The organism is Novosphingobium sp. PY1 (assembly GCF_017312445.1).
GTDB lineage: Bacteria > Pseudomonadota > Alphaproteobacteria > Sphingomonadales > Sphingomonadaceae > Novosphingobium.
Genome location: NZ_BLTI01000004.1, coordinates 196,122 through 208,392, shown reverse-complemented (window position 1 = coordinate 208,392; position 12,271 = coordinate 196,122). Strand labels below are relative to the sequence as shown.

General features: G+C 64.1%; 16 protein-coding genes. 14 read left to right on the top strand and 2 right to left on the bottom strand.

Translation table 11 applies throughout. From position 1 onward, the window contains the following. Positions 1–205: 205 nt before the first annotated feature. The gene (locus J3474_RS05120; protein WP_207093325.1) at positions 206–1,255 is read right to left on the bottom strand and encodes a phage portal protein; all 1,050 of its coding nucleotides are present in this window, start codon (positions 1,253–1,255) and stop codon (positions 206–208) included. Beyond that, positions 1,255–3,108, bottom strand: coding sequence for a terminase large subunit domain-containing protein (locus J3474_RS05115; protein WP_207093324.1), 1,854 nt, complete (start codon positions 3,106–3,108; stop codon positions 1,255–1,257). Before J3474_RS05115 ends, J3474_RS05120 begins: the two co-directional genes overlap by 1 nt. Before the next feature lie 175 nt (positions 3,109–3,283). On the opposite strand from J3474_RS05115, the gene J3474_RS05110 reads away from it, so the two are divergent. From J3474_RS05110 to J3474_RS05045, 14 genes are all read left to right on the top strand, one after another. Next, positions 3,284–4,105: a GPO family capsid scaffolding protein gene (locus J3474_RS05110; protein ID WP_207093323.1), complete on the top strand. Its 822-nt coding sequence runs from the start codon at positions 3,284–3,286 to the stop codon at positions 4,103–4,105. A 51-nt stretch (positions 4,106–4,156) separates the two neighbouring features. Then, positions 4,157–5,248: a phage major capsid protein, P2 family gene (locus J3474_RS05105; RefSeq protein WP_207093322.1), complete on the top strand. Its 1,092-nt coding sequence runs from the start codon at positions 4,157–4,159 to the stop codon at positions 5,246–5,248. A 54-nt stretch (positions 5,249–5,302) separates the two neighbouring features. Further along, positions 5,303–6,094, top strand: coding sequence for a phage terminase small subunit (gpM, locus tag J3474_RS05100; protein WP_207093321.1), 792 nt, complete (start codon positions 5,303–5,305; stop codon positions 6,092–6,094). A gap of 120 nt (positions 6,095–6,214) precedes the next feature. Next, the gene (locus J3474_RS05095) at positions 6,215–6,697 is read left to right on the top strand and encodes a head completion/stabilization protein (protein ID WP_207093320.1); all 483 of its coding nucleotides are present in this window, start codon (positions 6,215–6,217) and stop codon (positions 6,695–6,697) included. Then, positions 6,697–6,921 (top strand): tail protein X, encoded by a 225-nt coding sequence (locus J3474_RS05090; protein WP_207093319.1) that lies wholly within the window; start codon positions 6,697–6,699, stop codon positions 6,919–6,921. The genes J3474_RS05095 and J3474_RS05090 overlap by 1 nt, the downstream gene beginning before the upstream one ends. Positions 6,922–6,925: 4 nt before the next feature. Then, entirely contained in the window at positions 6,926–7,258 is a 333-nt protein-coding gene (locus J3474_RS05085; protein ID WP_207093318.1) for a hypothetical protein, read from the top strand. A 4-nt stretch (positions 7,259–7,262) separates the two neighbouring features. Continuing rightward, complete coding sequence (locus J3474_RS05080; protein ID WP_207093317.1) at positions 7,263–7,715, top strand: D-Ala-D-Ala carboxypeptidase family metallohydrolase; 453 nt, start codon at positions 7,263–7,265, stop codon at positions 7,713–7,715. After that, positions 7,712–8,107 (top strand): hypothetical protein, encoded by a 396-nt coding sequence (locus J3474_RS05075; RefSeq protein WP_207093316.1) that lies wholly within the window; start codon positions 7,712–7,714, stop codon positions 8,105–8,107. Before J3474_RS05080 ends, J3474_RS05075 begins: the two co-directional genes overlap by 4 nt. 10 nt (positions 8,108–8,117) lie before the next feature. Then, a complete protein-coding gene (locus J3474_RS22880) occupies positions 8,118–8,249 on the top strand; it encodes a hypothetical protein (protein WP_256437826.1) in 132 nt (43 codons plus the stop codon). Continuing rightward, positions 8,233–8,751: a phage tail protein gene (locus J3474_RS05065; RefSeq protein WP_207093314.1), complete on the top strand. Its 519-nt coding sequence runs from the start codon at positions 8,233–8,235 to the stop codon at positions 8,749–8,751. Before J3474_RS22880 ends, J3474_RS05065 begins: the two co-directional genes overlap by 17 nt. Next, positions 8,748–9,419 carry a phage virion morphogenesis protein gene (locus tag J3474_RS05060; protein WP_207093313.1) on the top strand — a complete coding sequence of 224 codons (672 nt, stop codon included), beginning with the start codon at positions 8,748–8,750 and terminating at the stop codon, positions 9,417–9,419. The genes J3474_RS05065 and J3474_RS05060 overlap by 4 nt, the downstream gene beginning before the upstream one ends. A 252-nt stretch (positions 9,420–9,671) precedes the next feature. After that, positions 9,672–10,628 (top strand): hypothetical protein, encoded by a 957-nt coding sequence (locus J3474_RS05055; RefSeq protein ID WP_207093312.1) that lies wholly within the window; start codon positions 9,672–9,674, stop codon positions 10,626–10,628. Positions 10,629–10,820: 192 nt separating this feature from the next. After that, the gene (locus J3474_RS05050) at positions 10,821–11,714 is read left to right on the top strand and encodes a baseplate J/gp47 family protein (protein ID WP_207093311.1); all 894 of its coding nucleotides are present in this window, start codon (positions 10,821–10,823) and stop codon (positions 11,712–11,714) included. After that, the gene (locus tag J3474_RS05045; RefSeq protein ID WP_207093310.1) at positions 11,711–12,265 is read left to right on the top strand and encodes a phage tail protein I; all 555 of its coding nucleotides are present in this window, start codon (positions 11,711–11,713) and stop codon (positions 12,263–12,265) included. Before J3474_RS05050 ends, J3474_RS05045 begins: the two co-directional genes overlap by 4 nt. Positions 12,266–12,271 lie beyond the last annotated feature (6 nt).

Here is a 12,271-nt window from a genome sequence, read left to right as displayed (position 1 = left end):
CCGTCCAGGCAAATGGTTCGCTAAATGTTCTCCACAGTCAACTTGAGTTTGTCGCGAGCCGTTCGACATTGTTTGCTGCGCAGATGACAGCGGAATTCCATTTGTGAATCCAGCTCGTAAGGGGGGCGAGGATGGTAACCTGGGCAAAATTCAGCGCGGTTCGCTCGCTCCGAATTCGCCAGTTTTCTTGCGGCCCTGAGGGCGATCAAATCGCTGTCGCCCGCTCCCGAAACCGTACCGCCTCAATCCCCAGGGCCTCGTTCAGTTCGAGGAACACCGACTGCAGCGGCGCGATCTCCAGCTCGAAGAAGGCATCCGTCGCCTTCGTCACATCGCCAAACCCGCCCGCGTTCGCCGGCACGATGCCGAGCAGCTGGGGCGGCACGCGGTGGGCGGCGAGGACGTCGTCGCGGGTGGTGTTCTTGATGCCCAGGAATTCATCCTTTGCGGCGACTTCGGCGATGGGCAGCAACTTGATGCCGGTTTCCTTGCCGTTCGCGGCATGGACGAACAGGTTGCGGAAGTTGCCGGGGCCTTTTGACTTCTTCAGCGCCTCGCGCATGGCGTCGACGTCGCCGTTGGCGAATTCGCCCGTCGCGTAGAGGATGTAGCCTGCGTGGCTGCCGTTCTCGTAGTAGCGGCGGCGGAACAGGGTGGCGTTCTCGTTAAGCAGGGCGGACTGCAGGGCGGAGAGGTACTCGGGCAAGCCGTAGATCTCCTGATTGATGTCGGGCGCCATCAGCTGGTGAACGGTGCCCTGCTCGAACTCCTCTTCCTGCTGGTAGCCCGGCACCCACCAGAAGTGGCCCGGCTCCACCCCGCGCCGCGTGTACTTGGCGAGGCAATGCTCGAGGCGCATCACTTCGCCCAGGCGGTTGCGGATCTCGCGCACGTAGGCGTTGCCCAGGACAAGGTAATCCTGGACCATGCCCGCAAAGGCGCGGCGGCTCAGTTGGGGCGTGGGATCGAGGCTGGCGGCCAGCATGTTGCGCTTGAGGATGATTGCGCTGGAATGGTGCGGCGATGCGCGGAATGCGCGGGCGAGACCATCCATAGACACCGGCGGCTCATACCAGCGGTGGTTGTGCCAGCACTCCAGCATGTCCAGCATCGTCGCCCGGTTCAGCACCGGCTCCGGATCGCCGAAGGTGAAAGCCTCGATCGCTTGGCCGCGATTGTCGTTCGAGGCGGCCAGCGCGCCTTTTGACGCCTCGGCCGATTCCCGGCGGTTCATTCTGCGTGCGCGCTTTCCCATCAGATAATCTCCATCGTGCCCTTCGGCGCTTCCTTGCCGTCGAGCGGTTCGTTCATGAGGATGTGCATGGTCGCCCAGGCAAGATCGGCATGGCCGTCCTCGCCGCCGCGTCCCGCCTTGAAGGTCATGTTGCGGCCGCTGCTGGTGAGCGTCTTCTTGATCGAGACGAAGGCCGAGACGATGTCGAGCATGCCGACATCGAAGGCGAGGCGACCGCGGCGCACCACGTTTTGCGCCTTCATTACCATCTGTGCCTTCAGCTCGAGCGAGTACTCGATCTTGGCGACCGAGCAGCCCGGCATCGCGCCCGGCTTGGCCAGCAGCTGATAGACGCCCGCACCCACGCCCTTGGCGTCAATGCCCAGATAAGTGCAGGTGTAGCGCGACAGGATCGCCTTGATGAACTCGGCCTGCTGCTCAAAATCCAGCCCGCGCAGCTGGTGGCGCTCCAGCACCCGGAACTGCCCACCCTCGACCAGCGGCGGCGCGGCGATCACCAGAGCGGCATTGTCGCCGTTCTCGCTCTCCTGCGGGTCGTAGCCTGCCCAGACCGAGCGACTGCCATATGGCCGCTGGGCTTCGATGTTGAAGTCGCTCCATTCGACCAGGCTGTCGACGCCGCAGGCGATCATGTCGTTGAACCTGAAGGCCGAGAGGCTGTCGTCGACGAACTCGCACAGGAACAGGTTGGCGAACTCGTCGGGCGCGTACTCGTCGCGCAGTTCCTCAATGTCGAACAGGTCGCAGCCGCCGGCCTCGGCATCCTCGATGTTGACGATGTGGCGCCAGATGCGATCCGGCCCGGTGCTGCCGCCGGCCAGCGCCTTGTGGCTGACGTCGATCGAGACCCGGTCTTCCTTCTTGCGCCGCCGGTTGCGCCGCTCGCCGGTCCAGTAGGGATAGGCCGGGTGGGCAACGCTGGAGGGGGTCGAGAAGTAGGTCTTGCGCCACTTCTTGTGGGTCGCCATGCCCGAGGCGACCTTGTTCAGTTCTTCGAACGAATGGACCCAGAAGAACTCGTCGAAGTAGAAATTGCCGTGGCGGCCCTGCGCGGTGCGGAAGTTGGTGCCAAGGAAGTGCAGTTCGGCCGCCGCTTCCTCTTCCGGCCGCAGGTCCGAGGTGATCAGCATCGGATCGCCGGTCAGCGATACCCCCACCAGCTTGGCGAAGCTGACGATGTAGGAGCGGAACTGATGCGCCTGCGCCTTTGAGGCGGACAGGAAGATCTGGTTGCGGCCCGTCTCGATCGCATCGATCAGGGCTTCGAACGCGAAGTAGTATGTCGCGCCGATCTGGCGCGACTTCAGGATCATGCGGGTGCGCTGGCTGAGCGCGTTCCACCAGGTCAGCTGGTAGTCGTAGAGTCCGTCCAGGAAGATCCGCTTGAGTTCACTCGCCTGTTCGGCCGTGAAGTGGTTCTTCCTGGCCTTTCGGCGCGGACCGGCATTCCGATTGCCCACCTTCGGATTGAGATCGCCGGAATGCCCGCCCGGTTCTTCGTACCGGCGCACGCGGGCGAGGCTTTCGATCTGGCGGGAGAGCGCGTCCATTTCGACCAGGTCGGCGCTGGTCTTCTTCTCCTTCGCGATCAGCGTCAGCAGGCGGATCTCAAGGCCGTCCTCGATCTTGCGGATCGACGGCGCATCGTCCCAGCGGTCGCGCTGCTTCCACGCCTCTATCGTGGCGCGCGGGATGGACGTGCCCTTTTCGCTGACCACGCCGAACAGTTCGAATTCCTGCGCGATCTGCGTGACGCCCCACCCGCGCCAGTACAGGCTGCGCGCATGGCGGCGCGGATCGAACTGCCAGGCGGCAGAGGGCGCACCGGGTTGGGGAGGCGTTTGGACGGGCATCGCCGCCGACCATGCCGCGCGAAACGCCCCTTAATCATGGCCGTCCATTTGGTCAGCCGCCCGTCCAAATGCAGGCCCTTGAGGAAGTGGCCCCGCCAGCCCTTTTCTGGACCCGTCAACCAAATCGCAGGCCTTGGGGCGCGCCGCCCCGCAACCACGGGAACCGGAACCGATCATGGCAAAGAGCAAGTTTTTCCGCGTCGCCGTCGAGGGCGCCACCGTCGACGGCCGCGTCATCCAGCGCGAATGGCTCGAACAGATGGCGGCCAGCTATGACCCGGCCACCTATACCGCGCGGATCAACTGCGAACATGTGGCCGGCTACAGCCCCGACCGCCCGTTCAACGCCTATGGATCGGTCCTCTCGCTCAAGACCGAGGAAGTCGAACTCAGCTTCAATGGCGAGAAGAAGTCGCTGCTCGCGCTCTATGCCGAAATCGACGCGAACGATCAGCTGGTCGAGATCAACAAGGCCGGCCAGAAGCTGTTCACCAGCTGCGAGATTCACCCGGACTTCGCGGGCGAGGGCAAGGCCTATCTGGTCGGCCTGGCAGTCACCGATCAGCCCGCCTCGCTCGGCACCGAACCGCTCAAGTTCGCCGCGCTTTCGCGGCCCAACCTGTTCACCACGGCGCACGAAACCGCCCTCGAACTCGCTGCGCAGCCGCTCAGCGGCGAACAGATCGGTGAAAGCATCGGCCGCTCGCTCCTCGCTTTCTTCAGGAAGGACAGGAAGGAGGAGGAGCCGGCTACCCCGCCGCCCGCGCCCGCACCGGCCCCCGCACCAGCCAACGACAATGCCTTCGATGTCGACAGGTTCGCCAGTGTCATGGGCCTGCAGATCGCGGCGGCCGTGAAGCCCGCCAACGATGCCGTGGCCGCCCTTGGCGCGCGTTTCGATGCCCTCGAAAGCAAGCTCAAGGCCACAGAGCAGCCCGGCAGCTTCACCCGCGCCCCGGCCACCGGCGGCACCGGCTCCATCAAGACCGACTGCTGATCGCGCAGTCCCGCAAGTCCCCCGCCTTTATCCCGCCAGGAGCCCACGCACATGCGTAAAGAAACCCGCCAGCTCTTCAAATCCTACGTCAGCCAGATCGCGCTGCTGAACGGTATCGACGTCGAGGATGCCGCCACCAAGTTCAGCGTATCGCCCGCCGTCGAGCAAACGCTGGAAGAGAAGATCCAGGAGTCGAGCGACTTTCTGAGCGAGATCAACATCGTCGGCGTGCCGCAGCAGACCGGGCAGAAGGTCGGCGTCACCGTCACCCGCCCGATGGCGAGCCGCACCGACACGGCAGGCGGCAACCGCCGCACCCCCACCGATCCGACCGACACCGGCGACAACGGCAGCTACTTCTGCCGCCAGACCAATTACGACCACGCGATCAAGTACGCGAAGCTCGATGCCTGGCGCCACAAGCCGCAGTTCCAGACCCTGCTTCGCGACGTAATCCTGAAGCAGCAGGGCCGCGACCGGATCATGATCGGTTTCAACGGCACCTCGGCAGCCGCGTCGACCGACGTCGTCGCCAATCCGCTGCTGCAGGACGTCAACGAGGGCTGGCTGCACAAGATCCGCACCCATGCAGGCTCGCGCGTGCTGAACGACGGTGACCTTTCGGTCGATCCGGCCAAGGCGATCTATGTCGCGGCGGGCGTGGAAGTGGTCGATGGCGATGCCACCAACACCGCGACGGCCGAAGCCGACTATGCCAACCTCGACGCTCTGGCCTTCGACGCGCTCGACCTGCTCGATCCCTGGCACCGCAGCGATACCGACCTTGTCGTCATCGTCGGTTGGAAGCTGGTGAAGGACAAGTACCTGAACCTGCTGCAGGCAGCCGGCGAAACCGCGACCGAGCGCGAGGCCGCGCATCGCATCCTCACGCTGCCGAAGCAGCTGGCGGGCAAGCGCGCCGTGATCGTGCCCTTCTTCCCCGAAACCTCGATGCTGATCACCAGCCTCGATAACCTCTCGATCTATTGGCAGGAGGAAACCCGCCGCCGCCAGATCAGGGACGAGCCCGCGCTCGACCAGATCGAGAACTACGAATCGGTGAACGAAGACTACGTCGTCGAGGACTACGGCCGCACCGCCCTGGTTGAGAACGTGGTCATGGGCAAGAAGCCCGCCGCCTGATCCCGGCCCTCCGGTAACCGAACCCAACACCGCTCCACCTGACAGGACACGCACATGAGCCTCGCTCGCCGCCACCGGGACCGCATCCTTGCCTCCCAGACAGTCGCGTCCGCTCCCGATGGTGGAGCGGCCGCCGCCCCCGCTGCAGCCCCTCTTCCCGCAGCGGGGGCGGCCAACGCTGCCCCGGCCGATCGCGCCGCCGCGCAGATCGCCCTTCGCCTGACGCATGACCTGCGCCGCCTGAAGGAGATCAAGTCGATCGACCTGAAGATCGCGGCCAAACGCGAAATGCTGCCGCATTACCGTGACTGGCTTGTCGGCCTGCACAAGGCTGATGCGGGCGTCGGTAGCGGCATCGCCGCCGAAGTCTTGCCCACCTGCATGGTCTGGATGATCGATGTCGGCGAATATGCGGAAGCGCTCGAACTCGCCGAATTCATGATGCGCCACCGCGTCGAAATGCCCGCGCGCTATCAGCGCGATACCGCGACCGTGATCCTCGAAGAGATCGCCGAGGCCGCGCTCAAGACGCAGGCGGCGGGTGAAGAGTTCCCGCTCGCCATTCTCGATGGCGTTGACCATCTGACCCATGGCTTGGACATGCACGATCAGGCGCGCGCCAAGCTGCTCAAGGCCATCGGCGTCGAGCAGCTGCGCAGGGCCGAGGACTCCGAAGCCTCGACAAGCGCACCGCGCCTCAATGCCGCGCTGGATGCCCTGCGCGAGGCCCAGCGTCTCCACGATCGCATCGGTGTGAGGGACCGGATCAGGCGGGCGGAAAAGCTGCTCGCCGCCGTCACGCCCGAACCCGAAGAAACCAACGAACAGGGCGGCCCGGCCGCCTGACAGGCTCGCCCCCGGCGCTCGGGGGCGGATCGCGCGGGGCGGGAGGCTTCCTGAAGCCGCAGGGCCGCCCTCTGACCCGATCCCCACCCCCGTTAGCCGGCGGGCCGAACAGGAGGCACCATGACATTCGTTGCCCGCCCGCCGGAAGCGGAAATCGATCAGGCCCCGCCTGCCGAAAGCGCCGTGATCAATGACGGCTTCTTTCCGGATATCGAGCCCGCCCGCGTGCGCGAGGCTGCCCGCATTCCCACCAGCATCACGCCCGCCCGCCTGCGCGCCGCCATCCTTGGCGCGATCATGTCGGTGGAGATCGATCTGCGCACATGGGCGAAGGACCGCATGGCCGAAGGCTGCGCCATTCTTGCCGCCGTCCCGGCACCGCAGCTGGACGGGCAAAGCCTCCAGCTGGTCCGCTACCACCGCGCCATTGCCCTGCTGACCAAGGCTGAGCTGATCGAGCGGCACCGCGATTTCGATACGACCGCGGCCGGCAGCAATCAGGCAGACGAACTGGAAGTGTCCATCGGCGAACTGCGCCGCGATGCCATGCATGCGATCCGCGACATCCTCGGCACCACGCGCACTACCGTGGACCTGATCTGATGGCGGCCGAGCAGCGCCTCGTTGCCCGCGCGGGAGACAAGCTGGACCTGCTGTTGTTTCGCGAGGCCGGTCTCGGTCCGTCCGACCTGACCCGCGTCCTCGATGCCAATCCGGGCCTTGCCGATCTTGGCCCGATCCTCCCGCTGGGCACGACCGTCATCGTTCCCGCCACTGCCGAGATAAGCGCCCCGCGCGTGCGGCCCCTCATCCAGCTCTGGGACTGAAACCATGGACCTGCGCACCATCCTCCCCTCCATCGCCGATGCCATCGGATCGCTCACGCCTTCGCTGATCGGCTCGGCCGTTGCCCAGGCGTGGAAGCCGGGCCTCTCGTGGCGCCAGCGCTTCGTGCAGTGGATCGTCGGCTCCACCGTCAGCTTCTACGCCACCCGCGCCATCATCGAACTGACGGGCTGGAATGACTTCGTCGCGCAGTCGATCGCCTTCGGCATCGCGCTGCTCGCCTTCGACGCCACGCCCCGCCTCGCAAAGGCCGCGACCGACGCGCTTGCCAGCGTGCCGGGCCGCCTTGCCGACCGCTTCCTCCCGAAGAAGGACTGAACCCATGCAGCTGTCGCCAAACTTCAGCCTGGACGAATTCACCGCATCGGCCACCGCCGAGCGCGAACGGATCGCCAACTCCCCCAACGCGCGGCAGATCGCAGCCATGAAGCTGCTTTGCACCAAGGTGCTGGAACCGCTTCGCGCCCACTTTGGGCAGCCGGTTCGGATCACTTCCGGATTCCGGTCCCCCAAGCTGTGCCTTGCTGTCGGTTCGACCACGGGCAGCCAGCATGCAAAGGGCGAGGCTGCCGACCTTGAGATCGCCGGCATCGACAATCTCACCGTGGCCACCTTCATTCGTGACCGCCTGCCCTTCGACCAGCTGATCCTCGAGAATTACGTGCGCGGCAATCCGAACAGCGGGTGGGTGCATGTCAGCTATCGTGACGGTCGCCTGCGCAAGCAAGCACTGACCTACGCGCGGCGTAACTATTTCAAGGGACTGCTCGCTTGATCGGAGCATCGCACCTTGCCCTTGCCGGGGCGCTGGCCGCCTGCCTCTCGGGCATCGGCGGCTTTGCCTACGGTACGCGCATCGGCGTGGCTCAGGAGCGGGCCGCGCAGAAGCGCGCAGACGATGCCGCAGATGCCGTCCGCCGCAAGCTGCAGGGCCAGATCGATGCGTCCGCACAGCGCGCCCAGGCCGCCGAATATGCGCGGCAATCCAGCGTTAGGGAAATCTATCATGAAAGCCAGAAGGTCATCGAACGCCCGGTCTATCGCAATGTCTGCATCGATGCTGATGGCGTGCGCTTGCTCGACCGTTCCGCCGCGATCGCCAACGCCGAAGGTGTCGTCCAGCCTGCTGGCACCGCCACCGCCCCTGCCGAAGGCGCAGCGCAATAGCGCGGGTGAGATGGATGGCGCGGATGCCGTCGCCAGCCTGAACGCGCTGTACGATGTGGCTGGCCAGATTCGCGCCATGCTGATCGAACTGCAGGCACAGGTCCGCATGGCGTCGGAGGCGGATCATGCGCAAGGCCGATAGCCTGCGGCGCTGGCTGACCGCCTTCCTGCCCGATCTGAAGACCCACCCTGATCGCCTGCAGGTTTACCTCGAAGGCGGCCAGGTCGGCGCGCGCCGTTCCGCCACGCTGTCCTTCGCCTATACCTATACGGTAAGGGCGCTCATCACGGACTTTGCGGGCGATACCGATACGATCATGGTCGCCGTTCTGGCATGGATCGAGAAGGAACAGCCGCAGCTGCTGCAGGCGAGCGATGGCAAGCCCTTCCAGTTCGAAGCCGAACTGCTCGACAGCGAAACTTACGACATAGAGCTGTCGATCGACCTGACCGAACCCGTGCTGGTCATCCCGCGCGCGGACGGCAGCGGCTACGATGTGACCCACCCCGAAGAACCGGCCTTCCCGCCGATGTTCGACGGCGTGACCGCGTCCTTCCTGCAAGGCTTTGGCAATGTCCAATTGCTCGCCGAAACCACCGATCCTGATGCCGTTCTGACACCGGCGATTCCGCCTAGCGCATGACGGACGATCTGGCCGAAGTCGAACGCATCGCAGGCGCCCTGCTACGCAGCCTGTCATCGGGCAAGCGACGCGCGATCATGCGAAAGATGGCCCGCGAACTGGCAATCAGCCAGCGCAAGCGCATCACCGCCCAGCACCAGCCCGATGGCAGCGCCTTCGAACCACGCAAGGTAAAGCAGCCGCCGGTATCGGGCCGGGGTACGGCCTGCTTTCTGTATCCCGCACACGGCGGCGGCCCGCTGCGCCGCGTGATCATGAAGAGTTTCACATGGGGCACAGGCCGCTCAATGACCGGCTTCGACATCGAGGCCGGCGGAATCCGCACCTTCGAATTCGACAAGGTGGTCAAGTGGCTCCCGGTACCGGAAGAATACCGCAACCGCGGCGCCGGCAAGCTGCGCCGTCGCGGTGGCCTGCGCCGCAGGGCCATGTTCCGCCGCCTGGCCAGTTCGCGTTTCCTGAAGACGCAGACCGACGACCAGGGCTTTTGGGTCGGCTTCACCGGCAAGGTTTCGCAGATCGCCAGCGTCCACCAGCAGGGCTTGCGCGACAGGCCGTCGCTCCGGGCAAAGGCCGTACCCTATCCCCGGCGTGAACTGCTGGGCGCTACGTCTGCCGATCGGGAACGCATGCTGGACGCGCTATACCTGCACATTGCAGGGACTTGATTTCAAGTAGCGTGTTCAGATCTTTAGTCTGAATAGCAATTCTTTCGGATACACTGACAGAGCCCTCATCGCGCATATGGCCAGTATGCGCCCCTTGCGGTCGTTCAAGCCATTGAATTTTGCCTGAGAAGCAGTCTTTCGTTCGGGTATGCGCTATCGGCACCGAGAATAATATGGTCGTATTGTTGACTTGTGTTGATCCACGAGCATGAATCACGTGTACCTATTGGCATAAAAACGGAATAATCAGGGATGACGATCGAAAGTGAATCTGACCACATCCTCTTTCTCAGTCGCGACCTTCTGGATGACATAGAGCTGCAAAGGCTTGAAGCAGACAAACTGTTGCTGAAGTGCTCCCGTCTTGCGAGGCTATCTGGCACGGATGAGATCAAGCAGTGGATCAAGCTGGAGATGGAGGGGTACAACGGCAGCAAGGAGCTATCGGATCACTACATGAGCCGGACCGGTCGTTGGACCAACTTCGCTGAAAGGAAGGGGTACTGGGGGCCGCTCGCGCAAATTGAAGAAAACATCCGCGTCCAGAAGCTACGTATCGATGTCAGCAAAGTTGAGAGCCTGTCCGGTGACGGCTTGATCGGTGCCATGAGGATGAACCGGGACGCACAACAGGCGCTCGCCAACGGTATTTCGTCCATGGTCGCCATACGGTCCCGCGTCCTAAACATGCTGCACACGTTTGTAGCTGGCGTTTATTATGAGCGACAGTTTGCCAAGGTGGCGGAGAGCACTTTCGAGCAATATAAAAAGGACGTCGATGCGTTAATTGCGGCTCATGCTGGGGAAGTGCTTGAGAAGTTACCATCGGTGGTTGCCCGCCTACAGGAAGGCAACGACGAAGCCGTCAGTCAGGCCCTGACAACCTGCCGCCGGATTATCGATAGTTTTGCGGACGCGATTTTCCCGCCTCAGGCGGGTACCTATAATCTTGGTGGTAACGATCTCAGTCTGGATGCAAATAAGCATCAGAATCGTATCAATGTATATGTAGCTGAGCGAACAGATAGCAAATCGCGGCGAACTCGCATCCGACAGAACCTGTCTAATCTTTACGACAGAGTCTCGACGGGTGTTCACACCGACGTGACTGCGGAGGAAGCTTTTAGCCTGTTCCTGAACGTATACCTATTCTTAGGGGAGATTTTACACTTGGGAGTAGCACAGACGAAGGATTCGGTAATGGCATAATACGCGGCCGGAAGGAGACATTCCGCTACCGGCCCCTCTCCGCCATTCGAGCCACAGGCGCTTCCTCTCCAAGGCTGCACAACAGTCGATGACCTAATGGCCTGAGTTCCGGCGTCGACGCTGCATTTGGTCAGCCGCCCATCCAAATGCAGCCCGTAGCCATCGCCCTGCCTGCCCAGCGACATGGGCGGCATGGCCGATGCTACCTTCACCGCTGTCGATCTGTCGCGCCTGCCTGCGCCGGATATCGTCGAGGAACTGGATTTCGAAACCATCCTTGCCGATGCCGTCGCGCGCATGCAGGCGCAAATGCCGGAGTTCGTCACGCGTGACAGCGATCCGGCCACCAAGCTGCTGCAGGTCTTCGCGTATTTCGCCCAGCTGCTGCGCCAGCGCGTCAACGATGCCGTGCGCGCGGTCATGCCCGCCTATGCGGTGGGCGCAGACCTGGACAACATTGCCGCCCTCTTCGGCATCACCCGCTTTACCCTGACCCCGGCCGACGAGGCGCTGGGCATTCCCGCCGTCATGGAAAGCGATGCCGATTTCCGCCGCCGCATGGTGCTGGCACCGGAAGGCTATTCGGTCGCCGGGCCGGAGGGCGCCTATATCTTCCACGCCCTGTCGGCCGATGCCGATGTGCTGGATGCCAGCGCCACCAGCCCGGCCGCTGGCGAAGTGCTGGTCTCCGTCCTTTCACGCACCGGCTCGGGCGCAGCTTCGGCCGCGCTTGTCAGCAAGGTCGCCGCCTACGTCTCGGACGAGACGCGCCGCCCGCTGACCGACTTCGTCACCGTCCAGTCAGCCGAAATCGTCACTTATGCCGTGGAGGCTACGCTCACCACTTTCAGCGGCCCCGATGGCGGCGTTGTCCTTGCCGCCGCGCAGGCCAATCTCGATGCCTACATCGCGAGCAGCCACCGCCTCGGCCGTGACATTACCCGCTCAGCCATCTTTGCCGCCCTCCACGTTGAGGGCGTGCAGAATGTCGAACTCAGCGCCCCCGCTGCCGACATCATCGTTTCGCGCACGCAGGCGCCGCACTGCACCGGCACCACGATCAATTACGCCGGGACCGGCGAATGACGTACCCAACGCTGCTGCCTCCCGGTTCCACGGCGCTGGAAAAGGCGCTCGAGCAGGTCGCCGCCGGTCTGCTGGAGATCCCGACGCCCGTCCGCTCGGTCTGGTCGCCCGACGACTGTCCGATCGAACTGTTGCCCTGGCTGGCATGGGGCCTCAGCCTCGATAACTGGTCGACCAGCTGGCCCGAGGGCATCAAGCGCGAGCGTGTGCGCCAGGCGATCTCCATTGCCCGGCGCAAGGGCACGGCCGAATCGGTGCGCGCGGTCATCGCCAGCTTCGGCGGATCGGTTGCCATTCGCGAATGGTGGCAGAGCGAGCCCAAGGGCGACCCGCACACCTTCAGCCTCGTCCTGAACCTCGATTCCGCCGACGCCCCGGCCTCGGCCGCCTTCGTCGATCAGGTCATTGCAGAGGTCAGCCGCGCCAAGCCGGTGCGCAGCACATTCACTTTCACGCAGGGCATCAACACACAGGCCGGTGTCGGCCTGGTCGCTGCCGTGCGCCCCACCATCTTCGCCCGCCTGTCCTGCACGGCGCCGGCCGCGACCTGACCGGAG

Coding starts and splice junctions, on each gene's coding strand:
- J3474_RS05110 (WP_207093323.1), top strand. CDS start 3,284: ATGGCAAAGAGCAAGTTTTTCCGCGTCGCCGTCGAGGGCGCCACCGTC.
- J3474_RS05080 (WP_207093317.1), top strand. CDS start 7,263: ATGCAGCTGTCGCCAAACTTCAGCCTGGACGAATTCACCGCATCGGCC.
- J3474_RS05050 (WP_207093311.1), top strand. CDS start 10,821: ATGGCCGATGCTACCTTCACCGCTGTCGATCTGTCGCGCCTGCCTGCG.
- J3474_RS05095 (WP_207093320.1), top strand. CDS start 6,215: ATGACATTCGTTGCCCGCCCGCCGGAAGCGGAAATCGATCAGGCCCCG.
- J3474_RS05105 (WP_207093322.1), top strand. CDS start 4,157: ATGCGTAAAGAAACCCGCCAGCTCTTCAAATCCTACGTCAGCCAGATC.
- J3474_RS05065 (WP_207093314.1), top strand. CDS start 8,233: ATGCGCAAGGCCGATAGCCTGCGGCGCTGGCTGACCGCCTTCCTGCCC.
- J3474_RS05115 (WP_207093324.1), bottom strand. CDS start 3,108: ATGCCCGTCCAAACGCCTCCCCAACCCGGTGCGCCCTCTGCCGCCTGG.
- J3474_RS05085 (WP_207093318.1), top strand. CDS start 6,926: ATGGACCTGCGCACCATCCTCCCCTCCATCGCCGATGCCATCGGATCG.
- J3474_RS05045 (WP_207093310.1), top strand. CDS start 11,711: ATGACGTACCCAACGCTGCTGCCTCCCGGTTCCACGGCGCTGGAAAAG.
- gpM (WP_207093321.1), top strand. CDS start 5,303: ATGAGCCTCGCTCGCCGCCACCGGGACCGCATCCTTGCCTCCCAGACA.
- J3474_RS05120 (WP_207093325.1), bottom strand. CDS start 1,255: ATGGGAAAGCGCGCACGCAGAATGAACCGCCGGGAATCGGCCGAGGCG.
- J3474_RS05060 (WP_207093313.1), top strand. CDS start 8,748: ATGACGGACGATCTGGCCGAAGTCGAACGCATCGCAGGCGCCCTGCTA.
- J3474_RS05055 (WP_207093312.1), top strand. CDS start 9,672: ATGACGATCGAAAGTGAATCTGACCACATCCTCTTTCTCAGTCGCGAC.
- J3474_RS22880 (WP_256437826.1), top strand. CDS start 8,118: ATGGATGGCGCGGATGCCGTCGCCAGCCTGAACGCGCTGTACGATGTG.
- J3474_RS05090 (WP_207093319.1), top strand. CDS start 6,697: ATGGCGGCCGAGCAGCGCCTCGTTGCCCGCGCGGGAGACAAGCTGGAC.